General features: G+C 63.3%; 23 protein-coding genes. 10 read left to right on the top strand and 13 right to left on the bottom strand.

The features are described from left to right. Positions 1-4: 4 nt before the first annotated feature. From rlmN to IZ6_RS01120, 6 genes are all read right to left on the bottom strand, one after another. A complete protein-coding gene (rlmN, locus tag IZ6_RS01145; protein ID WP_225873961.1) occupies positions 5-1,180 on the bottom strand; it encodes a dual-specificity RNA methyltransferase RlmN in 1,176 nt (391 codons plus the stop codon). A 56-nt stretch (positions 1,181-1,236) separates the two neighbouring features. Continuing rightward, a complete protein-coding gene (locus tag IZ6_RS01140) occupies positions 1,237-1,743 on the bottom strand; it encodes an invasion associated locus B family protein (RefSeq protein WP_222876200.1) in 507 nt (168 codons plus the stop codon). 183 nt (positions 1,744-1,926) lie between these two features. Then, positions 1,927-2,277 (bottom strand): YkvA family protein, encoded by a 351-nt coding sequence (locus IZ6_RS01135; RefSeq protein ID WP_222876199.1) that lies wholly within the window; start codon positions 2,275-2,277, stop codon positions 1,927-1,929. A 27-nt stretch (positions 2,278-2,304) separates the two neighbouring features. Next, positions 2,305-2,604: a 4a-hydroxytetrahydrobiopterin dehydratase gene (locus IZ6_RS01130; RefSeq protein ID WP_263971499.1), complete on the bottom strand. Its 300-nt coding sequence runs from the start codon at positions 2,602-2,604 to the stop codon at positions 2,305-2,307. Beyond that, positions 2,585-3,160 (bottom strand): RNA 2',3'-cyclic phosphodiesterase, encoded by a 576-nt coding sequence (gene thpR, locus IZ6_RS01125; protein WP_222876197.1) that lies wholly within the window; start codon positions 3,158-3,160, stop codon positions 2,585-2,587. Before thpR ends, IZ6_RS01130 begins: the two co-directional genes overlap by 20 nt. 23 nt (positions 3,161-3,183) lie before the next feature. Next, entirely contained in the window at positions 3,184-3,852 is a 669-nt protein-coding gene (locus IZ6_RS01120) for an arylesterase (protein WP_222876196.1), read from the bottom strand. A gap of 61 nt (positions 3,853-3,913) precedes the next feature. Between IZ6_RS01120 and IZ6_RS01115 the strand changes: the two genes are divergently transcribed. From IZ6_RS01115 to IZ6_RS01095, 5 genes are all read left to right on the top strand, one after another. After that, on the top strand, positions 3,914-4,603 hold the full coding sequence (locus tag IZ6_RS01115) for an ABC transporter ATP-binding protein (protein WP_222876195.1): 690 nt from the start codon (positions 3,914-3,916) through the stop codon (positions 4,601-4,603). Continuing rightward, positions 4,600-7,161 carry an ABC transporter permease gene (locus IZ6_RS01110; protein ID WP_222876194.1) on the top strand — a complete coding sequence of 854 codons (2,562 nt, stop codon included), beginning with the start codon at positions 4,600-4,602 and terminating at the stop codon, positions 7,159-7,161. The genes IZ6_RS01115 and IZ6_RS01110 overlap by 4 nt, the downstream gene beginning before the upstream one ends. A 102-nt stretch (positions 7,162-7,263) precedes the next feature. Then, positions 7,264-8,025: a Bax inhibitor-1/YccA family protein gene (locus IZ6_RS01105; RefSeq protein ID WP_222876193.1), complete on the top strand. Its 762-nt coding sequence runs from the start codon at positions 7,264-7,266 to the stop codon at positions 8,023-8,025. Between the two features lie 70 nt (positions 8,026-8,095). Further along, on the top strand, positions 8,096-8,623 hold the full coding sequence (locus tag IZ6_RS01100) for a GNAT family N-acetyltransferase (RefSeq protein ID WP_222876192.1): 528 nt from the start codon (positions 8,096-8,098) through the stop codon (positions 8,621-8,623). After that, positions 8,595-9,173, top strand: a complete 579-nt coding sequence (locus tag IZ6_RS01095; protein WP_222876191.1) for a hypothetical protein — start codon at positions 8,595-8,597, stop codon at positions 9,171-9,173. The genes IZ6_RS01100 and IZ6_RS01095 overlap by 29 nt, the downstream gene beginning before the upstream one ends. Before the next feature lie 71 nt (positions 9,174-9,244). On the opposite strand, the gene IZ6_RS01090 is transcribed toward IZ6_RS01095, so the two are convergent. From IZ6_RS01090 to acnA, 3 genes are all read right to left on the bottom strand, one after another. Next, positions 9,245-9,634, bottom strand: a complete 390-nt coding sequence (locus IZ6_RS01090) for a DUF2794 domain-containing protein (protein ID WP_222876190.1) — start codon at positions 9,632-9,634, stop codon at positions 9,245-9,247. 298 nt (positions 9,635-9,932) lie between these two features. After that, positions 9,933-10,658 carry a DUF1223 domain-containing protein gene (locus IZ6_RS01085; RefSeq protein WP_222876189.1) on the bottom strand — a complete coding sequence of 242 codons (726 nt, stop codon included), beginning with the start codon at positions 10,656-10,658 and terminating at the stop codon, positions 9,933-9,935. 65 nt (positions 10,659-10,723) lie between these two features. Beyond that, positions 10,724-13,426, bottom strand: coding sequence for an aconitate hydratase AcnA (gene acnA / locus IZ6_RS01080; RefSeq protein WP_222877499.1), 2,703 nt, complete (start codon positions 13,424-13,426; stop codon positions 10,724-10,726). A 138-nt stretch (positions 13,427-13,564) separates the two neighbouring features. Here acnA and ccmA point away from each other — a divergent pair, with 138 nt between their 5' ends. The 5 genes from ccmA to IZ6_RS01055 are packed head-to-tail and all read left to right on the top strand — an operon-like array spanning position 13,565 to position 16,325. Beyond that, positions 13,565-14,170 carry a heme ABC exporter ATP-binding protein CcmA gene (gene ccmA / locus IZ6_RS01075; protein ID WP_222876188.1) on the top strand — a complete coding sequence of 202 codons (606 nt, stop codon included), beginning with the start codon at positions 13,565-13,567 and terminating at the stop codon, positions 14,168-14,170. Further along, complete coding sequence (ccmB, locus tag IZ6_RS01070) at positions 14,167-14,835, top strand: heme exporter protein CcmB (RefSeq protein ID WP_222876187.1); 669 nt, start codon at positions 14,167-14,169, stop codon at positions 14,833-14,835. The genes ccmA and ccmB overlap by 4 nt, the downstream gene beginning before the upstream one ends. Then, positions 14,832-15,599, top strand: a complete 768-nt coding sequence (locus IZ6_RS01065; RefSeq protein WP_225873959.1) for a heme ABC transporter permease — start codon at positions 14,832-14,834, stop codon at positions 15,597-15,599. Before ccmB ends, IZ6_RS01065 begins: the two co-directional genes overlap by 4 nt. Further along, positions 15,596-15,742, top strand: a complete 147-nt coding sequence (gene ccmD, locus IZ6_RS01060) for a heme exporter protein CcmD (RefSeq protein ID WP_222876186.1) — start codon at positions 15,596-15,598, stop codon at positions 15,740-15,742. Before IZ6_RS01065 ends, ccmD begins: the two co-directional genes overlap by 4 nt. A 1-nt stretch (position 15,743) precedes the next feature. Beyond that, on the top strand, positions 15,744-16,325 hold the full coding sequence (locus IZ6_RS01055) for a DsbE family thiol:disulfide interchange protein (protein WP_222876185.1): 582 nt from the start codon (positions 15,744-15,746) through the stop codon (positions 16,323-16,325). Here IZ6_RS01055 and IZ6_RS01050 read toward each other — a convergent pair. Genes IZ6_RS01050 through dapF form a run of 4 tightly spaced genes read right to left on the bottom strand, consistent with a single transcriptional unit; the run spans position 16,314 to position 20,137 of the window. Beyond that, complete coding sequence (locus IZ6_RS01050; RefSeq protein ID WP_222876184.1) at positions 16,314-16,901, bottom strand: septation protein A; 588 nt, start codon at positions 16,899-16,901, stop codon at positions 16,314-16,316. The two genes, IZ6_RS01055 and IZ6_RS01050, sit on opposite strands and share 12 nt — an antisense overlap. Positions 16,902-16,906: 5 nt before the next feature. After that, the gene (ftsY, locus tag IZ6_RS01045) at positions 16,907-18,025 is read right to left on the bottom strand and encodes a signal recognition particle-docking protein FtsY (RefSeq protein ID WP_222876183.1); all 1,119 of its coding nucleotides are present in this window, start codon (positions 18,023-18,025) and stop codon (positions 16,907-16,909) included. 1 nt (position 18,026) lies between these two features. Continuing rightward, a complete protein-coding gene (mtaB, locus tag IZ6_RS01040; RefSeq protein WP_222876182.1) occupies positions 18,027-19,274 on the bottom strand; it encodes a tRNA (N(6)-L-threonylcarbamoyladenosine(37)-C(2))-methylthiotransferase MtaB in 1,248 nt (415 codons plus the stop codon). Beyond that, entirely contained in the window at positions 19,271-20,137 is an 867-nt protein-coding gene (gene dapF, locus IZ6_RS01035; protein ID WP_222876181.1) for a diaminopimelate epimerase, read from the bottom strand. The genes mtaB and dapF overlap by 4 nt, the downstream gene beginning before the upstream one ends. Positions 20,138-20,181: the final 44 nt, after the last annotated feature.

The raw sequence follows: 20,181 nt of genomic DNA, 5'->3' as shown, positions 1-20,181 counted from the left end.
GCCATTACTGGGCAGCAGCGCGATCCTTGGCGCGCAGGCGCTCGGTCGCCGATTTCAGCTGGCCGCAGGCGGCGAGGATGTCGCGTCCGCGAGGTGTACGCACAGGCGAGGCATAACCGGCGCGGAAGACGATTTCCGAAAAAGCTTCGATCCTCTCCCAGTCCGAACATTCGTAGCGCGTGCCGGGCCAGGGATTGAACGGGATGAGATTGATCTTCGCCGGAATGCCCTTCAGCAGCGAGACGAGCTTCTTGGCTTCCGCATCGCTGTCGTTGACGCCCTTCAGCATCACATATTCAAACGTGATGCGGCGCGCATTCGAGACGCCGGGATAATTGCGGCACGCCTCGATCAATTCCTTGATCGGATATTTCTTGTTGAGCGGCACGAGCTCGTTGCGCAGCTCGTCGTTTGTGGCGTGCAGCGAGATCGCCAGCATCGGCCCGCTCTCATTGCCGAGACGCTCGATCATCGGCACGACGCCCGAGGTCGACACCGTGATGCGGCGCTTGGAGAGAGAAAGCCCCTCGCCGTCCGAGATGACGTCGATCGCGTCCTTGACGCCGTCGAGATTGTAGAGCGGCTCGCCCATGCCCATGAAGACGATGTTCGTCACCGCGCGCTCGGCATCGGGCACCAGACCCTCTTTCGAGCGCTCCATGCCCGGCCAATCGCCGATCCGGTCGCGCGCGATCAAAAGCTGCGAGACGATTTCCTGGGAGGTGAGATTGCGCACCAGAACCTGCGTGCCGGTGTGGCAGAAGGTGCAGGCGAGCGTGCAGCCGACCTGACTGGAGACGCACAGCGTCCCGCGATCGGCTTCGGGAATATAGACGGCCTCGACTTCGTGCGGGCGCTTGTCGTCCGGGCGCGGCGGCAGGCGGATCAGCCATTTGCGCGTGCCGTCGATCGAGATCTGCTCGGTGACGATTTCCGGGCGCGCCAGCGAGTAAACCTTCTCAAGCTCGGCGCGCAGGACCTTCGACACATTGGTCATCGTGTCGAACGAGGTCGCGCCGCGATGATAGAGCCAGTGCCAGATCTGGTTGGTGCGCATGCGCGCTTCGCGCTCCGGCACCCCGGCCGAAACGAGCGCAGCCGAAAGCTCGCCCCGGGTGAGACCCGCAAGCGAGGGCTTTTCCGCGAAGGGCGCGGGCGCTGTGTCCAAAGGAGCGAGCATTCCGGACATATAGTCCATAACCGCCGGAGCGGCCACCGCTCTCGACTAAGTTGGGTTTACGGGCAGGCGTTGGCGGCCGCATCCAGGGCGGCCGAAACGCCGCGCAGGGAATAGGTGTCGGTCGTCACATTGCCGCGGCCGGAGGTCGATTTGACCGTCATTTCGCCGGCGGCGCGCATGGTATCGACGATGCGGCTGTCGTCCTGGCCGTTCGACCAGCCGCGCTGGTCCTGGGTCACGAGCGAGAACGGGGCGCCCTTGATATCGATATCGACGGTCGAGCCGGGACGCAGCGGAAAGCCGGTCTGGACCGACACCTCGTTGCGGACACCCTCGCCCGGCCGGTGCGAGACGAAGAAATAGGCCGGATCGCGGTTCAGGCCCTCGGGCGCGCGGGTTTTCGGCTGCGAAATCGCAAAGCAGACCTTGCCGGAGGCGGAATTCGCCGCATAGGCGCTCCAATCCGAGAACGTGCCGAGGAGCTGCTGACCGCTCTGCGCGGTCGAAACATCCGGGGCATGGGCCGTAAGCAGCAAAGCTAAAGCCAGTCGGCGCTTGAACATTTTGTGCGAAAAACCTCATTCGCCGGCAGTGGCCGGGCGTATGGAACGCGACGGGAATCGAAGAGAGCCCCCTCGCGGGCGCGATTTTGCGTCCGCAATTACGAAGAATAGGTAAAAATTGGCGGAATTTAGAAAGGAATTGCTAACGATTGGGGGAAGGCGCCCCAAGGACCTCTAAGGTCTTTAGGCCTGGCGGCCGAGCTTGGTCAGGGCGTCCCTTGCCGCCGCTCTATGGGTCTCGTTGATATGGGTGCCGACCGCGACAAGGGCGGCCGAGAGCACCGAGGCATCGTCGGCAAAACCGATCAGAGGCAGGATGTCGGGAATGATGTCCGTCGGCAGGACGAAATAGGCGAGCGCGCCCATCAGCGTGTAGCGGACGCTCGCCGGGGTCTCGCGGTCGAAGGCGCAATACCAGGCCGACAGCGCCTGCTCGGCGAAGGGAAGGTTTGCGGCGAAGGTCACGATCTTCGGCCAGAAGCCCTCGCGGACCTCCCGCTCATCCTCGATCCGCTGCGCTTTGCTCTTCGCCATCACGTCCCTCCAGGGGCTTCAACGCGATCAGGCGGATTTCGCTCCCGCCAGTTTTTCGATTTTCGCGGCAAGCTTGATGTCACGCTCTGACACCCCGCCGATATCGTGGCTCGACAGCACGATGTCCACCCTGTCGTAGACATTCGACCATTCGGGATGGTGGTCCATTTTTTCAGCGGCGAGCGCCACGCGCGCCATGAAGCCGAACGCTTCCGAGAAATTCCTGAACTTGAACTCTTTGCGGATGGCGTCGCGGCCCTCCACCTCGCTCCAGCCCGCAAGCGACGCCAGAGCCTCGCTGCGCTCCTTACCAGTGAGCTTCGTCATGATGATCCTCGTCCTCTTCGCCGACGCCGAGCGGAAAGCTCTCTTCCAGCACATAGGGCCCGCCGCCGCTCGAGGCACGCGAGGACAGAAGAACAAAGCGTTTGGCTTCGAAATCGAGACGCGGCGCGCCGCCGCGCGTCGACAGCCAATCGGCGACATCGCGCGGCTTCACATCGCGCAGACGCGCCAAAGTGACATGCGGCGTGTATTTACGGCTTTCGGGCGCAAGGCCTGCGCGGCGCATATTGCGCTCATGCTCGGCCTGAAGTTCCAGCAGATCCGGGTTCGGCTTCACCTTGGCGATGATCGAACGCGGGCGGTCGCCGCCGAACGCATCGAGCTCACCGATGGAAATCTGGATGGGCTCGCGCGCAATGCCGTCGAGAAGGTGCGCCGCTTCATTGGCGGTGCGGTCATCGACATCGCCGAGAAAGCGCAAAGTAACGTGATAGTTTTCGGCGTCGATCCAGCGTGCGCCCGGCAGACCGCCGCGCAGAATAGCGAGCTGGGCTCCAATATCGGCCGGCACTTCCAGAGCTGTGAACAGACGGGGCATGGCCAAAAATCGATTCGCTTCGTTCAGGATGGGGTCTGAATGCGACGAAGGAAAGACTCCACCGAAGGGAGAATGCGCTCGACGATGGCCCGGATCCCTTCCCCGGTCGGGTGCAGCCCGTCTTCGAGATTAAGCTTCACCTGGCCTGCAACCCCGTCGAGGAAGAAGGGGTAGAGTTCGGCGCCGTATTTCTTGGCAAGGTCCGGATAGATCGCGTCGAATTTTTCGTAGTAATCGGCCCCGAGGCTGCGCGGCGCATACATGCCGGCGATCAGAACCGGGATTTTGCGCGCCTTCAGCCGTTCGAGGATTTTTTCCAGCGAGGCCTTGGCGGCCTCCGGCGGCAGGCCGCGCAGCGCATCATTGGCGCCGAGCTCGAGGATGACGCCGTCCGTGCCGTCCGGCACCGACCAGTCGACCCGCGCCGCCCCCTGCGCCGCGGTGTCTCCCGAAACCCCGGCATTGGCCACTTTTATGTCCCAGCCTTTGGCCTTCAGCGCCTTTTCGAGCGCGGCCGGAAAGGCGTCCTGCGGGGGAAGCTGATAGCCGGCGGTCAGGCTGTCGCCGAGCGCCACAAGGCGCAGCGTCTTGGCCGAAGCCGGACCCGCAAAGAGAAGAAAAGACGCCAGAAACGCCGCCACGCCGGCACGATAAAGGCTGAAAAACCCAAGACTTTGTGACTGGCGGGGCATCGAACGGGTCTCCATATGGGGAGCTCTTGGATCAGGGACTGACGGAGCGCGGACACCGCATATGGCGATCGATCTTACCGGCATCAATCTCAGCCTCGGCCGCGGCGCCGCCCGCGTTCATATCCTCAAGGACATTTCGCTGAAGATCGGCCGCGGCGAGCGGGTCGGCCTCACCGGACCCTCCGGCTCGGGCAAATCCTCGCTGCTGATGGTGCTGGCCGGGCTGGAACGGCCTGACTCCGGGCAGGTCTCGGTGCTCGGCGAGGAGCTGACCCGGTTCGATGAGGATGCGCTCGCCGCCTTTCGCGGCAAGAATATCGGCGTCGTCTTCCAGAGCTTCCACCTCATCCCGACCATGACGGCGCTGGAAAATGTCGCCGTGCCGCTCGAACTTGCCGGCGTGCCCGACGCCTTCGGCCGCGCCCAGCAGGAGCTTGCCGAAGTCGGCCTTGCCGCACGCACCGGCCATTACCCGGCGGAGCTGTCGGGCGGCGAGCAGCAGCGCGTCGCGCTTGCCCGCGCGCTGGCGCCCGGCGCCAAAATTCTCGTCGCCGACGAGCCGACCGGAAATCTCGACGAGAAAACGGGCGTGTCGATTGCCGATCTCATCTTCACCAAGACGAAGGAGCGCGGCGCGACGCTCATTCTCGTCACCCACGATCCGGCGCTCGCCCGCCGCTGCGACCGCGTCGTCGAAATGCGCTCCGGTAAAATCGAATCCGGACATCTTCCCGAGGTCATGACGGCGTGAGCTCATTCGTCGCCGCACCTCCGGGCTTTCTTCTGTCGCTGAAGCTGGCGCTGCGCGAATTGCGCGGCGGGCTTTCCGGCTTCCGCATTTTCGTTGCCTGCCTCGCGCTCGGCGTCGCCGCCATCTCGGGCGTCGGCTCGATCTCTAAAGGTCTGCAGGACGGACTTGAGCGCGAGGGCCGCACCATTCTCGGCGGCGATGCGAGTTTTGCGCTCGTTCATCGCGAGGTGACGCACGAACAGCTCGCCTTCCTCTCGTCGCGCGGCACGGTCTCAAGCGCGGCAACCCTGCGCGCCATGACGCGCAGCGACAGCGGCGCGGCAACGCTTGCCGAATTGAAAGCCGTCGATCAGCTCTATCCGCTCGCCGGCACGGTGGAGACCGATCCGCAGCTGCCGCTCGCAGATCTTCTCGCCGAGAAAGACGGCGCGTTCGGCGCGATCGCAGATCCCGCGCTTCTTGCGCGCCTCGAAATTCAGAACGGCGGCACGATCCGTCTCGGATCCATTGCGCTCACTGTACGTGCGGCACTTGTGAAAGAGCCGGACAATCTGTCCGACGGTGTCGGCCTCGGCCCGCGGCTTCTCGTCTCGCGTGAGGCGCTGATGGCGAGCGGCCTGCTGCAGCCCGGCAGTCTGATGCGCTGGACCTATCGCGTCGCACTGTTTCCCGATGCGCCGCAAAGCGCCGTCACCGCACTTGCCGACGAGGCGAAAGCCGCCTTCCCCGATGCCGGCTGGCGCGTGCGCACGCGCGATGCCGCCTCCGACCGGCTGGAGCAGAATATCGATCGCTTCACGCAATTTCTGACATTGGTCGGCCTCACCGCGCTTCTTGTCGGCGGCGTCGGCGTCGCCAATGCCGTGTCGTCTTATGTCGAAAAGCGGCGCGAGACCATCGCCGCGCTGAAATGTATCGGCGCGACGGGCACGCGCATCTTCCAGATTTATCTGGCGCAGATTCTGGCGCTCGCCGCGCTCGGCATCGCGATTGGTCTTGTTGTCGGCGCGGCCTTGCCCTTCTTCGTCAAATGGGGATTCGGCGCGATCATCCCGCTGCCCTTCATCGCAACGCTTCAGCCGGCGCAGCTGGCGCTCGCGGCTCTGTACGGATTTCTGATCGCACTTGTCTTTGCGCTCTGGCCGCTCGGCCGCGCGCACGATCTGCCGGTTTCGGCGCTGTTCCGCGATCATCTGGCCGATACCAAACTGCGCTGGCCGCGCCGCCGCTATCTCGTCCTCATCGGGCTTTCGCTGGCGGCCTTGATTGCGCTGATGATCGCAACCGCGCCGGAAAAGAATGTCGCGGCGATCTTCCTGGCCGCAGCCGCAGCCATCTTTCTTCTCTTGCGCGGCGTTGCACTCGCCATCATGGCGGTCTCGCGCCGCCTGCCGCGTCCGTCGAACGCCGGGCTGCGCATCGCGCTGTCGAACATTCACCGTCCCGGCGCGCTGACGCCGTCGGTCGTGCTGTCGCTCGGCCTTGGTCTTGCGCTGCTCGTTGCGCTGACGCTGATCGATTCTTCGATCCGCAATCAGCTGACCGCAGCTCTGCCCGCAAAAGCGCCGAGCTTTTTCTTCGTCGATATTCCGAACAGCGATGCCGATGCGTTCGATGCATTCCTGAACGAAAAAGCGCCGGGCTCGGCGATCGACCGCGTGCCGATGCTGCGCGGACGCATCACCGAATTGAAGGGCCAGAGCAGCGAGAACTATCCGGCGGGCGATGCCGCCTGGGTCCTGCGCGGCGATCGCGGCCTCACTTTCGCATCGAAAGTTCCTGACGGCGCGACGATCGTCTCCGGAGAATGGTGGCCGGAGAATTATGAGGGCGAGCCGCTCGTCTCGTTCGAAGCCGAGAATGCCGGCCATCTCGGCCTGAAAGTCGGCGACGAGATTGCGGTCAATGTGCTCGGCCGCGAGGTGCGCGCCAAAATCGCCAATTTGCGTAAAGTCGAGTGGGAGACGCTTGGCATCAATTTCGTGCTCGTCTTCTCGCCCAACACCTTTGCCGGTGCACCCTATCAATATCTCTCGACCCTGACCTTCGCCGATGGCGGCGCTCCCAATGAGGAGATTTCGCTGCTGCGCGACAGCGCGGCGCGCTTTCCGGCCATCATCGCCATCCGCGTCAAGGATGCGCTGACAACGCTCTCCGATCTCGCCGGAAATCTGGCGCTGGCCGTCCGCGCCGGTTCGGGCGTGACGCTGCTTGCCAGCGTCCTTGTCCTCGGCGGGGCGCTCGCCGCCGGGCACCGCTACCGGATTTATGACGCCATGATCCTGAAAGTGCTGGGCGCATCCCGGCGGCGCATCCTTGCGGCGTTCGCCCTCGAATATGCCCTGATCGGCTTTGCCACCGCCCTGTTCGGCCTCGCCGCCGGGGCCGCCGCCGCTTGGGTCGTCGTCGCCCAGGTCATGGATATGGCCTTCTTTGCCGATGTCCCGGGGGCCGTCACGGCGGCGTTGTTAGCCCTTGGTACTACAGTAGTTCTCGGGCTTGCAGGCACCTGGAGGCTCGTTAACCTCAAGCCTGCTCCCGTCTTGCGGGATTTGTAGGCCGCTCCGACCGGTTTTGCTTGTCGGAAGGGTCGGCATTTCCCATATTGAGAGCCGAGATCCCGCGCACGAATGCGGGATAACTTAAGGGATGAAAATCACATGAGTGACTTCGACCGCTCTGGGACGGCCCGCGTAGGCGGCACCACCCGCACGGAGGCCGCTGTCATCGACCAGGGCCTGCGCGCCTACATGGTCTCCGTCTACAATTACATGACGCTCGGCCTTGCGATTACCGGCCTTGTCGCCATCGGCACGTTCAAACTTGCCGTAACGCAGGACGCCTCCGGCGCCCTCGCTCTGACCTCGTTCGGCCAGACGATGTTCCAGACCCCGCTGAAATGGGTGTTCGCCCTCGCGCCGCTCGGCATGGTGTTCTTCCTGTCGGCCCGCATCAACCGCATGAGCGCCGGCGCAGCGCAGATTTCCTTCTGGGTCTTTGCGGCCCTGATGGGTATCTCGCTGTCGACGATCTTCCTCGTCTACACCGGCTCTTCGATCGCTCGCGTGTTCTTCATCACCGCGGCGGCCTTCGGCGCGCTCAGCCTCTACGGCTACACGACGAAGCGCGATCTCAGCGGCCTCGGCACATTCCTGTTCATGGGCCTGGTCGGTATCGTCATCGCCTCGATCGTCAACATCTTCCTCGGCTCGACGATGATGCAGTTCATCATCTCGACGGTCGGCGTTCTCGTGTTCTCGGGCCTCACCGCCTATGACACGCAGCGCATCAAGGAGATGTACAACGCGGTCGACGATAGCGACATGATGGGCCGCAAGGCGATCATGGGCGCCCTGTCGCTCTACCTCGACTTCATCAACCTGTTCATGATGCTGCTGAACCTGTTCGGCAATCGCGAGTAATCGCGGCAGGTAAGAAGAGACGAAAAGCCCCGGCGCAAGCCGGGGCTTTTTTGTTAGACTGCACAGACGCATGATCCGCACCGCACATCTCTCCGACATCTCCGCCATCGCCACGATCTATGCCGACGCCGTCAAAAACGGCACGGCGAGTTTTGAACTCGTGCCGCCATCGCAAGACGACATCCGCGCGCGTTTCGAAAAAACCGTTGCCGGCGGCTATCCCTATCTCGTCGCCGAACTCGACGGACGCGTTGCCGGCTACGGCTATTGCGGACCCTATAGGCCGCGCGCCGCCTATCACTTCACGGTCGAGAATTCCGTCTATGTCGATCCGGCCTGGCACGGCAAAGGCGTCGGCCGCGCACTGATGCGGGCGCTGATCGCCTCCTGCGAAGAACGCGGCTTCCGGCAGATGATCGCGGTGATCGGCGACAGCCGGAATGCTGCGTCCATCGCGCTGCACAAAACCCTCGGCTTTGAGATGATCGGCACGCACCGCTCCGTCGGCCGCAAGCACGGCGTCTGGCTCGATACGGTGGAGATGCAGCTCTCGCTCGGCACCGGCGATCATGACGATCCTTCGTTTGAACCCGCCTGACGACATAAAATTCCCCCGATTGACGCTTCCAAATTGCCGGATAAAGTCCGTGCGGGGGTCTGTTATGGGTGTGTTGTTGCGTATCGTAGCCGTCCTTTATGTGGCGGCGGCGGCCTTGATGGGGCTCGCAAATTTCGGTTCTTTGAGCGCCGAGTATCCAAAGCCATTGATCGTTGCGATCGGCGTTCTGGCCGTCATCCCGGCCGTGCTGCTCTACGCCTTCGGCCAGGTCGTGACGACGGTCCGCCAGAACCACAAGGAACTGGTTCTCATTCGAAAACTCCTGGCCACGCCTGCCGCGCAGCGCGACCTTCGCGCATACCGGCCGACCGAGAATGGCGCGGCACGAATTCCGCTCAACCGGGCTTCCAGCCCGCATGCGGTCGCGAGATTTCGTCAGGAGTCCGAAGAAGCGGGACTGGACGGCAAGGTTTTTGAAGGCGTTCCCTGGCGCCAGCTGCCCGACGGAAGCATCAATGGCTTGATCGCCGACCGGCTTGTCCGGTTTCGGGATTGGCGTGAATTCGCAGCGACGGTGCAGCGGCGCTAGAAATCCCGGCTGCTGATTTTTATCTGGATCCCGGATCGGCGCTCCGCGCGTCCGGGATGACGGCTACGCCGTCAGTTGGTGACGAGCTTCAGGCGCTTGTCGAGAACGCTGAGAACGCGCGCCAGATCGTGGCCGCGTTTGAGGATCAGACCCGTCGCCGTGATGACCGCATACGCGCCCTGACGATTGCGCAGTTTCGGATCTTTCTCGACGCGATAGGTCGGCACTTCGCCCATGCGGCGGAACAGCGAGAACACCGCTTTCTCCTTCAGCATGTCGATGGCGTAGTCGCGCATCTCGCCGGAGGCGACGAGGCGGCCATAGACATTGAGAATTTCGCGAAGCTCGTGCCGGTCGAAGGCGATGTGCTGCGTCGGCGGCGGAGGTGGCGGCGATTTGAAATCAGAGGGCGCTGCGTTTGCGCCGCGGAAACGTTTTATCGGCTCGACCACTTCGCCCATAAGCACCTCTAATTGCGCATCATCTTCGCGCTGTCACACGGATGACGCAAGCCCATTTCCAAGCAGTGGAAAATCTCAAATTCACAATATTGCCCATTTCCGGCCCGACGCGCGCCCCATGCAAACGCGAGTCTCTCATCGTTGCCTCGGGGTCCGGTTGTCAGCCTCGATTCCAGCCCCCCAGCCCCACGGGGCGAAACGACCGGGCCGACCGTAAACATTCTGGGAAACCGGGATGGAACTTGAGAAGGGCCGGATTCATTCCGGCCCTTCTTTTTATTTCCAGTGATGTTTGGGATCAGTTGGTTGCCGGCTCGGCAACGCCGAGAATGACGCCGGGCATCGAGCCCGATCCATCCTGCACCAGAACAAGATAGCGATCGGCATCCGCCGGCACCGCTTCCGTGCGCGGTACGGTGAAATGCGCCGGTTTGCCGGTAAACGCGCCAAGCCGGGTCATCTGACGGACGACATTTGTGTAACTGATGGTGCGGCTTTTGTTTTCGCCGGCATCGATCTCGACCGTGCGCTGGGAGGCGACGGCCACAAGCCAGACTTCGCTTTCGCGCGCAGCGCTCGAAGGCACCTCGACCTCGATCTGTCCATCGGCTTCGTTGATCGTCGCCGGAACCGAAAACAGACTCGCTTCCGACGCCGTTTGCTTGATCGCCGCTTCGATCTCGGCGCGGTCGGAGCCTTTGCACTGCGACCGCCCGTTCACGACCATTTGCGGGGTAAAGACTTTACGGTCGCCGCGCACCATGGCGTAGGCGCGCTGGCGCGCCGAATGGGCCGACGACCCCAGCGTGTCCTTCCAGCCGAGATAATCCCAATAGTCGACCGGGAATGTGAGGACGACGAGGTCCTTATCGCGCGCAAGCTCGGCCGCGAGCCTGTCAGCCTTCGGACAGGAGGAACAGCCCTGGCTGGTGAAGAGTTCGAGGACGGCCTTGGGGGGCCCGGCAAAAACCGGTCCCGCACCAAGGGTCAGAAGAAGCCCGAACAGGGGCGTTGAATATCTCATTGGCGGGAGTTTTAGGCCCACCCCGCCCCCGGGACCAGTCACGAGGGCGAGATAAGCTTAAGACTTTAAGCCGCCAGCGACCTCAGCACGTACTGCAAGATGCCGCCGTTCTTGAAATATTCGAGCTCTTCGAGGGTATCGATCCGGCAGATCAGCGGGACTTTCTTAACCTCGCCCGAGCCGTAGGTGATCTCGGCCGTCAGGATCGCCTGCGGCTTCAGCCCCTCGGCAAGGCCGTGAATGGTGACGGTTTCGTCGCCTTTCAGGCCCAGCGTCTTCCAGGTCGTGCCGGCCTCGAAGACCAGCGGGACGACGCCCATGCCGACGAGATTGGAGCGATGGATGCGCTCGAAGCTTTCGGTAACGACGGCGCGGATGCCGAGCAATGCCGTGCCCTTGGCCGCCCAGTCACGCGAGGAGCCGGTGCCGTATTCCTTGCCGGCGAAGATGATGAGCGGCACGCCCTCTTCCTTGTAGCGCATCGCCACATCGTACATCGGCATCTCTTCGCCGCTCGGATAGTGCTTGGACACGCCGCCTTCGACGCCCGGGAGCATCTGGTTCTTGATGCGGATATTGGCGAAGGTGCCGCGCATCATCACCTGATGATTGCCGCGCCGCGTGCCGTACTGATTGTAGTCCTGCGGACGGACCTGATGCTCCATCAGATATTCGCCGGCGGGGCTCGCCTGCTTGATCGAACCGGCCGGAGAGATGTGGTCGGTCGTGATCGAGTCGAGGAAAAGGCCGAGCAGACGCGCATTGTCGATGTCCTTGACCGGCGGCGCCTCGCGCGTGATGCCTTCGAAATAGGGCGGGTTCTGCACATAGGTCGAACCCATATCCCATTTATAGGTGAGGCCCTTCGGCACGGCGATCTTGCGCCAGGTCTCGTCGCCCTTGAAGACGTCGGCATAGCGCTTGGCGAAGACCTCGCGCGTGACATTGGCGCGGATATATTCCGCGACCTCTTTCGACGACGGCCAGATATCTTTCAGGAACACGGGATTGCCGTCCGGGTCTGTACCGAGCGGTTCGGTCGAAAGATCGATCTGCAACGAACCGGCGATCGCGTACGCCACGACAAGCGGCGGCGAAGCGAGATAGTTCGCCTTCACATCGGGGTTCACGCGGCCTTCGAAATTGCGGTTGCCGGAGATGACGGCGCCGCCGACGATGTCGTTATCGTTGATGGCATTGGAGACCGGCTCCGGCAGGGAGCCCGAATTGCCGATGCAGCTCGTGCAGCCGAAGCCGACGAGATTGAAGCCGAGCGCGTCGAGCTCCTTTTGCAGGCCGGACGTCTGATAGTACTCGGCAACGACCTGCGATCCCGGCGCAAGCGAGGTCTTCACCCAGGGCTTGCTTTTGAGGCCTTTGGCCACGGCATTGCGGGCGAGAAGGCCCGCTGCGATCATCACATTCGGGTTGGACGTATTGGTGCAGGACGTGATGGCGGCCAGAACGACATGGCCGTGCCCGATCTTATAGTCCGCGCCTTCGACCGGGAACTGCTCGCCGGTCTTGCCCTTTTTGCCGAATTCGTTTTCCAGCGCGGCGATGAAACCGGCCTTCGTGCCGGAGAGCAGAACGCGATCCTGCGGACGCTTCGGACCGGCCATCGACGGCTCGATGCTCGACAGGTCGAGCGCCAGCGTATCCGTAAATACAGGATCCGTCGTCTCCGGCGTCCAGAACACGCCCTGCGCCTTGCAATAGGCTTCGACCAGCGCGATGCGGTCTTCGTCGCGGCCGGTCTCGTTGAGATAGCGCAGCGATTCCTTGTCGACCGGGAAGTAGCCACAGGTCGCGCCGTATTCCGGCGCCATATTGCCGATGGTCGCGCGATCTTCGAGCGCCATGCCGGCAAGGCCCGGGCCGTAAAATTCGACGAGCTTGCCGACAACACCCTTCTTGCGCAGCATCTGAGTGACGGTCAGCACGAGGTCTGTTGCCGTGACGCCTTCGCGCAATTTGCCGGTCAGCTTCATACCGACGACTTCCGGAATGAGCATCGACATGGGCTGGCCCAGCATGCAGGCCTCGGCCTCAATGCCGCCGACGCCCCAGCCGAGCACGCCGAGACCATTGACCATGGTCGTGTGGCTGTCGGTGCCGACAAGCGTATCGAAATAGGCGACCTCGTCCTTGCCTTCGGTCTTCGTCCATACAACCTGCGACAGATATTCGAGATTGACCTGATGGCAGATGCCGGTGCCCGGCGGCACGACGCGGAAATTGTCGAAGGATTGCTGCGCCCATTTCAGGAAGCGGTAGCGCTCGCCATTGCGCTGGTATTCGATCGCGACGTTCTGAGCGAAGGCTTTCGGCGTGCCGAACTCTTCGACGACGACCGAGTGATCGATGACAAGATCGACGGGGACGAGCGGGTTGATGCGGGTCGGATCGCCGCCGAGCGTTGTCATCGCATCGCGCATGGCGGCGAGGTCGACGACGGAGGGAACGCCGGTGAAGTCCTGCATCAGAACGCGCGCCGGGCGGAACGCCATCTCGCGGTCCGAGGATTTTGTGGTCAGCCAATCCGAGAAGGCCTTGATGTCTTCGGCCTTGGTGGTGCGCCCGTCTTCGGTCCGCAGCAGGTTTTCAAGGAGAACCCGGAGCGAGACCGGGAGCTTGGAGATCCCGGAAAGTCCGTTTTTCTCAGCCTCGATCAGGCTGTAATAGACATAGGTCTTGCCGGCGGCAGTGAGCGTTCGGCGGCACTTGAAACTGTCGAGGCTGGTTTTGGTCACGAGCACGGATCCCATCATAGATGCGGGATACAATAGGGCCCGGTGCCGGGCCGTCCCGCAGCGATTTCATTGTATACAAAGAACTATGGAATCCTTCCAGAGACAGGAGCGTGTTCCCAGCGCACTGCAGACTTGTGCTTTTGGCGGACGGGAATGCGCTTAAACGTTGAAAATCTTGGCGTTGAACGCGGCGGAAGGTCTGTCCTTTCCGGCCTGTCGCTGACGCTCGATTCCGGCGAGGCCCTCGCTTTGACCGGTCCGAACGGCGCCGGCAAGACCACTTTGCTGCGCGCTCTGGCCGGCCTCCTGCCCCTGACCTCAGGATATATCAGACTGGAGGGAGGTGACGCGGAGGCGACATCGGCCGAGCAGATGCACCTTCTCGGCCATGCCGACGGGGTGAAAACCCAGCTCTCGGCCAGTGAGAACGTCATCTTCTGGGCCGAGCTTTTGGGCGGCGACCCGCGCGAGACAGGAACCGCCCTCGATGCGGTCGGCCTGTCCCATGCCGCAGACCTTCCCGCCGCCTACCTCTCGGCCGGGCAGAAAAGACGGCTTTCCCTGTGCCGCCTGATCGTCGCCAAGCGCGATCTCTGGCTGCTCGATGAGCCGGCGACCGCCCTCGACACGGATGGGCTCGATCGTCTGGCGCAGCTCGTCGAGATCCACCGCGCCTCGGGCGGGCTCGTCATGGCCGCGACCCATGCCGATCTGAACTGGCCGGGGCTGAAACGCATGGTTCTGGGGAGCGCCGTATGACGCGCACCCTCCTCGCTCTCATCCGCCGCGACTTCCGCCTCGCTATCCGCTCCGGCGGCGGGTTCGGCCTGCCGCTCGTCTTCTTCCTGTCGGTCGTCGTGATGACGCCCTTCGCAGCAGGCCCTGATTTGCCGCTTCTTGCCCGCATCGGCCCGGCGATCCTCTGGATCGGCGCTTTGCTCGCGACCCTGATCGGCCTCGACCGCTTGTTTGCGGCGGACGCCGAAGACGGCTCGCTCGACCTTCTGTTCGGCACGCCCGCGCCGCTGCCGCTGCTCGTTCTGGCCAAATGCGCCGCTCACTGGATCGTGACCGGCCTGCCGCTCGCCGCTATCGCCCCGCTGCTCGGCCTGATGCTGAACCTGCCGCCGGAGGCGCTGGGCGCTGTGGCGCTGACCCTTCTCCTCGGCACGCCGGCGCTGACTTTGCTCGGCGCCATCGGCGCGGCGCTGACGGTCGGCCTTCGGCGCGGCGGGCTTCTCCTGCCGGTCCTTGTTCTGCCGATGACAGTGCCGGTCCTGATCTTCGGCGTTTCGGCGACGAATGCGCTGATCCTCGGCACCGAGGCGGGTCCGGCGCTTTCCATGCTCGGAGCGCTCGGCCTTGCCTCCCTTGTCCTCGCGCCGCTGGCCGCGGCTGCGGCACTTCGGGCCAGCCAGTCATGAGCCGATTGAAAGCCTCGACACCTAAGTCTACATCGCGCCCGATGATCGCGCTTGCGAACCCCGCCCGCTTCAATTCGATCAGCGGCCGCCTCCTGCCCTGGCTCACGGCTCTCACCGTGATCGTGCTGACGGCCGGCCTCTATCAGGCTTTCTTCGTTTCGCCCGCCGACTACCAGCAGGGCGAGACGGTGCGCATCATGTTCGTGCATGTGCCCGCCGCCTGGCTATCGATGTTCGGCTGGACGCTGATGTCGATTGCCAGCCTCGGCGTTCTTGTGTGGCGCCACCCGCTCGCCGATGTCGCGGCGGAAGCCGCCGCCCCCATCGGCGCGGCGTTCACTTTGATCGCGCTCGTCACCGGCTCGCTCTGGGGACGGCCGATGTGGGGCACCTGGTGGGAATGGGATGCGCGGCTGACCTCCGTCCTTGTTCTCTTCCTGATGTATCTCGGCGTCATTGCGCTGCGTGCGGCGCTCGATGAGCCCTCGCGCGCCGCAAAGCTCGTCGCGATCCTGACGCTTGTCGGCTTCATCAATATTCCGATCATCAAATTCTCGGTCGACTGGTGGAACACGCTGCACCAGCCGGCCTCCGTCATCCGCATGGACGGCCCGACCATTCATCCGGATATTCTCGTGCCGCTGCTTGTCTGCGCCGTGGGCTTCACGCTGCTCTTCGTGACTTTGCATCTTGTCGTCATGCGCACCGAACTTATCCGCCGCCGCTTGCGCGGCTTGCAGCGCCGGGCGGCGGAAGCGCGATGAACGACCATTTCTTTTATATCGCCGCGTCCTACGGCTTTACGGCGCTCATCGTGCTGGCGCTTATTCTCTGGGCCTGGCGCAGTCATCGCACCGAAGCGCACGCCCTCGCAAAGCTCGAAGCCAAACTCGGCCGGAAAGACTGATATGCGGCGGCTCGGCGTTCTTATTCCGCTCGTGCTGTTCGTTGCACTGGTGACGCTGTTTTATTTTCGTCTTTACGCCGGCGATCCGCAGAAGCTGCCTTCCGCACTCATCGGCCGCGAAGCGCCGGAGTTTACGCTGCCGCCGCTCGACGGCCTGACGTTTGCCGACGGCGCTGCCGTGCCGGGCCTTGCGCGCAAGGATCTCGGCAATGGACAGGTCACCGTCATCAATGTCTTCGCCTCCTGGTGCGCGCCCTGCCGCGATGAGCATCCTCTGCTCGAGCGCCTGGCGCGCATGAACCGGGTCAAACTGGTCGGCCTTGCCTATAAGGACGAGCCGCAGAACACGCTGAAATTTCTGAGTGAGATGGGGAACCCCTTTTCAGCCGTCGGCCGCGACGACAAAGGCCGCGCCGCCATCGACTGGGGCGTTTACGGCGTTCCGGAAACCTTCGTCATCGGCAAAGACGGACGCATCGCCTACAAGCATATCGGCCCGCTGACCGAAGCCTCCCTGACCGATGTGCTTTTGCCCGAGATCGACAAGGCCGAACGCGGTTCGACCTCCGCGCTATTGCGCTGACGTCTTTGCGTCGTAGCGCGTCAGCAGCGGCACCTGAAGCAGCGCAAACAGGAAGGTCAGAGGCATCGTGCCCCAGACCTTGAACGCGACCCAGAAATCGGTCGAGAAATTGCGCCAGATCACTTCGTTGAGCACGGCCAGAAAGACGAAGAAGAACGCCCAGCGCCAGGTGAGCTTGCGCCAGCCCTCCGGCGTCAGATCGAACGCAGCTTCAAAAACAACGGCGAGCAGCGATTTGCCGAAGAAGAGGCCCGCAAATAGCGCGCCGGCAAACAGCGTGTTCACAATGGTCGGCTTCAGCTTGATGAACAGCTCATCCTGCAGATAGAGCGTCAGCCCGCCGAAAATCAGAACGACGACGCCGGTGACGAGCGGCATGATTGGCAGGCGGCGGATCAGGAACCAGGACACGGCGAGCGAGACCGCCGTCGCGGCCATGAAACAGCCGGTGCCCCAGAACAGGCCGGCGCGCGAATTCGCCACGAAGAAAATGACGAGCGGCCCGAGTTCCAGCGCGAATTTGAGCCAGGGGTTCAGTTTCTTCTTCGGCGCATCCGCCGTTGTTTTCACGGTCATAAAAATCAGTCCAGCCCGACAAGTGCGCGCGAGAAATCCGCCGCGATAAAAGGTTCGAGATCGCCGACGCCCTCGCCGACGCCGATGAAATGGATCGGCAGCGCGAATTTCTCGGCGACCGCCACAAGAATGCCGCCGCGCGCGGTGCCGTCGAGCTTCGTCATCACAAGCCCGGTAATGCCCGCGGTCTTCTGAAAGAGTTCGACCTGGGAGAGCGCGTTCTGGCCGACCGTGGCATCGAGAACGAGTAGCGCGGCGTGCGGCGCTTCCGCATCCACCTTCTTGATGACGCGCGTGATCTTTTCCAGCTCCTGCATCAGCTCGGTGCGGTTCTGCAGACGGCCGGCGGTATCGATCAGAAGAATATCGACGCCCGCGGCCTTCGCCGTCTCGACCGCCTCATAGGCAAGGCCCGATGCATCGGCGCCGATCTCTTTCGTGACGATCGGAACATTGGTGCGCTGCGCCCAGACATTCAGCTGCTCGACAGCGGCGGCGCGGAACGTATCGCCCGCGGCCAGCATCACCTTCTTGCCTTCGGCGGAAAATTTCTGCGCCAGCTTGCCGATCGTCGTCGTCTTGCCCGAGCCGTTGACGCCCGCCATCAGAATGACGAAGGGCTTTTTCGACGCGTCGATCTCAAGCGGCTTTGCGACGCCGGCGAGAGATTTCTCGACTTCCGCGGCCACGACCTTGCGCACGCCGTCCTCATCGAGACCGCGCTCATGGCGCTGACGGCCGACTTCCTGCGAGATGCGCATGGCCGCATCGACGCCGAGATCGGCCTGGATCAGAAGGTCTTCAAGTTCGTCGAGCGTCGCGGCATCGAATTTCGACTTGGTGAAAAGATCGGAGATGCCGGAGCCGAGCTTTTCCGAGGTGCGCGACAGGCCCTTGCGCAGGCGCGCGAACCAGCCGGTCGCCTCGCGCGGCACTTCGACTTCCGGCGCAAGCGCTTCGGACAAGTCTTCGTCGACTTCAGGCCTGAGGATCACCGGAGCGGTATCGGGCACAAAAGCTTCGGTCGGCGGCGGCAGTTCCGCATCGGCCGGCGCAGCTTCCGGTTCGGCAGGCTTGCCGCCGAAAAAGCGTCCGAACAATCCCGGTTTCTTTTCGTCCGCCATGTCAGGCCGCCAGCAGCTTTGCGCCGTCATGGCCGGCGATGGTGACGGGAACGATGGAGCCGGTTTCGGCCGGGCGTGCGAACTTCACCAGCGCAAAGCCTTCGGTGCGGCCGGTATTTGGATTTTCGGCAAGCGTCATGCGCTGACGGCCGATCTCGCCGGACAGATGACGCAGCAGCATGTCGTCGCCCTTTTCGCGCAGGCGCTGTGCGCGTTCCTTGGCGATCTGGCGCGAAACCTGCGGCATGCGCGCGGCCGGCGTGCCCGGACGCGGCGAGAACGGAAAGACATGCAGATGCGTCAACCCGCATTCGGAGACGAGATCGAGCGTCGCGCGGAACTGGCTTTCCGTTTCGGTCGGAAAGCCGGTGATGAAATCGGCGCCGAAGACGATGTCGGAACGCAGCCGCCTGAGATTGACGCAGAACTCGATGGCCTGATCGCGCGTGTGGCGGCGCTTCATGCGCTTGAGAATGAGATCATCGCCCGCCTGCAGCGAGATGTGCAGATGCGGCATCAGCCGCTCTTCTTCGGCAATGGCGCGGATGAGATCGGCGTCCGCTTCCACCGCATCGATGGACGAGATGCGCAGGCGCGGCAGGTTCGGGACGAGTTTGAGGATCGTAAGAACGAGTTTGCCGAGCGGCGGCTGTCCGGGGAGATCGGAACCGTAACTCGTCAGATCGACGCCGGTCAGAACGATTTCGCGGCAGCCATTGTCGACGAGACGGCGCACCTGATCGACCACCGCGCCCAAGCCGACGGAGCGTGACGGCCCGCGACCGAAAGGAATGATGCAGAAGGTGCAGCGGTGATCGCAGCCGTTCTGTACCTGGACGAATGCGCGGGCCATGCCCTGCATGCCGTCGATCAGATGCAGTGCCGTCTCGCGCACCGACATGATGTCGTCGACCTTGACGCGCTCATCCGTGTCGAGACCGAAAGGCGCGGCCCAACTCTCGGCCTTCATCTTCTCGGCATTGCCGAGCACCTGCGTGACTTCGGGCAGCGCGGCAAACATCTGCGGCTCGACCTGCGCGGCGCAGCCGGTGACGACAATATCGCTCGCGGGATTGAGACGCCGCAGCTTGCGGATTGTCTGGCGCGCCTGGGCGGTCGCTTCGGCCGTCACGGCGCATGTATTGACAATGATGAGGTTCTCGCGCCCGGCCTCGACGGCGGCCTTGCGGATCGCCTCGGACTCGTTCGCGTTGAGCCGGCAGCCGAAGGTGACGACCTCGACGCTCACGCAGCGCTCCCGGAAAACACAGCGGGATCGAACGTGCCTTCGAACTCGGTCTCGACCGGGCCGGTCATCAGGATGTGATCGTCGCTTTCGCGCCAATGAATGTGCAGCGGTCCGCCGGGCAGCGTGACATTGACCGAGCGCCCCGTGCGCTTGGTGCGCGCAGCGGCAACGGCTGCGGCGCACGCGGCGGTGCCGCAGGCAAGCGTCAGGCCTGCGCCCCGCTCCCACACCTTCAGCGTGATCGCATCCGGGGCCGTGACCTGCGCCAGCGAAATATTGGCGCGTTCGGGAAAGATCGGATGATTTTCGAGCAGCGGCCCGAAGCGCCCGAGATCATGCGCGTTGACGTCATCGACCCAGAAGATCGCATGCGGATTGCCGACATTGACGGCGGACGGCGAATGCAGGACCGGCGCATCGATCGGCCCGATCTGCAATTCGATGGCGCGCGTATCGCGAAATTCTTCGGCGAGCGGAATGTCCTGCCAGCCGAACTTCGGCGCGCCCATATCGACGGTGATGGTCTTGGGCGCAGAGCCCGCCGCCGCCGTCAGAATGCCGGCGCGCGTCCGGATGGTCATCTTCGACGTGCCGGTCTCCTGCATCACCAGCCAGGCAATGCAGCGCGTGCCGTTGCCGCAGGCGGACACTTCCGAGCCATCATTGTTGAAGATGCGGGTTGCGATATCGGCGTCGCGCGCGGGCTCGATCGTCATCAGCTGATCGAAGGTCAGACCCGAGTCATGGATCGCCTTGGCTTCCGGGCCGGTCGGCGCGGGCGCGCCGTCGCGCAGGTCGACGACCAGGATCTCGTTGCCGAGCCCGTTCATCTTCACGAATGCATGGTTGGCGAGGGCGCTCATACCCGCGCTTATATGGCGAATGCCTTAAGGGAAGCTAGGCTCCG

The organism is Terrihabitans soli, from assembly GCF_014191545.1.
GTDB lineage: Bacteria > Pseudomonadota > Alphaproteobacteria > Rhizobiales > Methylopilaceae > Flaviflagellibacter > Flaviflagellibacter soli.
The sequence above is the reverse complement of the archived record's forward strand: the minus strand, read 5'-3'. Positions and strand labels throughout refer to the sequence as shown.

Excerpts from the sequence above, each read along its gene's own strand:
- IZ6_RS01095 (WP_222876191.1), top strand. The coding sequence starts at position 8,595 with ATGACGATCCTTCGTTTGAACCCGCCTGACGACATAAAATTCCCCCGA.
- thpR (WP_222876197.1), bottom strand. The coding sequence starts at position 3,160 with ATGCCCCGTCTGTTCACAGCTCTGGAAGTGCCGGCCGATATTGGAGCC.
- IZ6_RS01050 (WP_222876184.1), bottom strand. The coding sequence starts at position 16,901 with ATGACCGTGAAAACAACGGCGGATGCGCCGAAGAAGAAACTGAACCCC.
- ccmA (WP_222876188.1), top strand. The coding sequence starts at position 13,565 with ATGCGCTTAAACGTTGAAAATCTTGGCGTTGAACGCGGCGGAAGGTCT.
- acnA (WP_222877499.1), bottom strand. The coding sequence starts at position 13,426 with ATGGGATCCGTGCTCGTGACCAAAACCAGCCTCGACAGTTTCAAGTGC.
- ftsY (WP_222876183.1), bottom strand. The coding sequence starts at position 18,025 with ATGGCGGACGAAAAGAAACCGGGATTGTTCGGACGCTTTTTCGGCGGC.
- rlmN (WP_225873961.1), bottom strand. The coding sequence starts at position 1,180 with ATGCTCGCTCCTTTGGACACAGCGCCCGCGCCCTTCGCGGAAAAGCCC.
- IZ6_RS01065 (WP_225873959.1), top strand. The coding sequence starts at position 14,832 with ATGAGCCGATTGAAAGCCTCGACACCTAAGTCTACATCGCGCCCGATG.
- IZ6_RS01090 (WP_222876190.1), bottom strand. The coding sequence starts at position 9,634 with ATGGGCGAAGTGGTCGAGCCGATAAAACGTTTCCGCGGCGCAAACGCA.
- IZ6_RS01120 (WP_222876196.1), bottom strand. The coding sequence starts at position 3,852 with ATGCCCCGCCAGTCACAAAGTCTTGGGTTTTTCAGCCTTTATCGTGCC.
- IZ6_RS01105 (WP_222876193.1), top strand. The coding sequence starts at position 7,264 with ATGAGTGACTTCGACCGCTCTGGGACGGCCCGCGTAGGCGGCACCACC.
- IZ6_RS01130 (WP_263971499.1), bottom strand. The coding sequence starts at position 2,604 with ATGACGAAGCTCACTGGTAAGGAGCGCAGCGAGGCTCTGGCGTCGCTT.
- IZ6_RS01115 (WP_222876195.1), top strand. The coding sequence starts at position 3,914 with ATGGCGATCGATCTTACCGGCATCAATCTCAGCCTCGGCCGCGGCGCC.
- IZ6_RS01055 (WP_222876185.1), top strand. The coding sequence starts at position 15,744 with ATGCGGCGGCTCGGCGTTCTTATTCCGCTCGTGCTGTTCGTTGCACTG.
- IZ6_RS01085 (WP_222876189.1), bottom strand. The coding sequence starts at position 10,658 with ATGAGATATTCAACGCCCCTGTTCGGGCTTCTTCTGACCCTTGGTGCG.
- ccmD (WP_222876186.1), top strand. The coding sequence starts at position 15,596 with ATGAACGACCATTTCTTTTATATCGCCGCGTCCTACGGCTTTACGGCG.
- IZ6_RS01100 (WP_222876192.1), top strand. The coding sequence starts at position 8,096 with ATGATCCGCACCGCACATCTCTCCGACATCTCCGCCATCGCCACGATC.
- ccmB (WP_222876187.1), top strand. The coding sequence starts at position 14,167 with ATGACGCGCACCCTCCTCGCTCTCATCCGCCGCGACTTCCGCCTCGCT.
- dapF (WP_222876181.1), bottom strand. The coding sequence starts at position 20,137 with ATGAGCGCCCTCGCCAACCATGCATTCGTGAAGATGAACGGGCTCGGC.
- IZ6_RS01140 (WP_222876200.1), bottom strand. The coding sequence starts at position 1,743 with ATGTTCAAGCGCCGACTGGCTTTAGCTTTGCTGCTTACGGCCCATGCC.
- IZ6_RS01135 (WP_222876199.1), bottom strand. The coding sequence starts at position 2,277 with ATGGCGAAGAGCAAAGCGCAGCGGATCGAGGATGAGCGGGAGGTCCGC.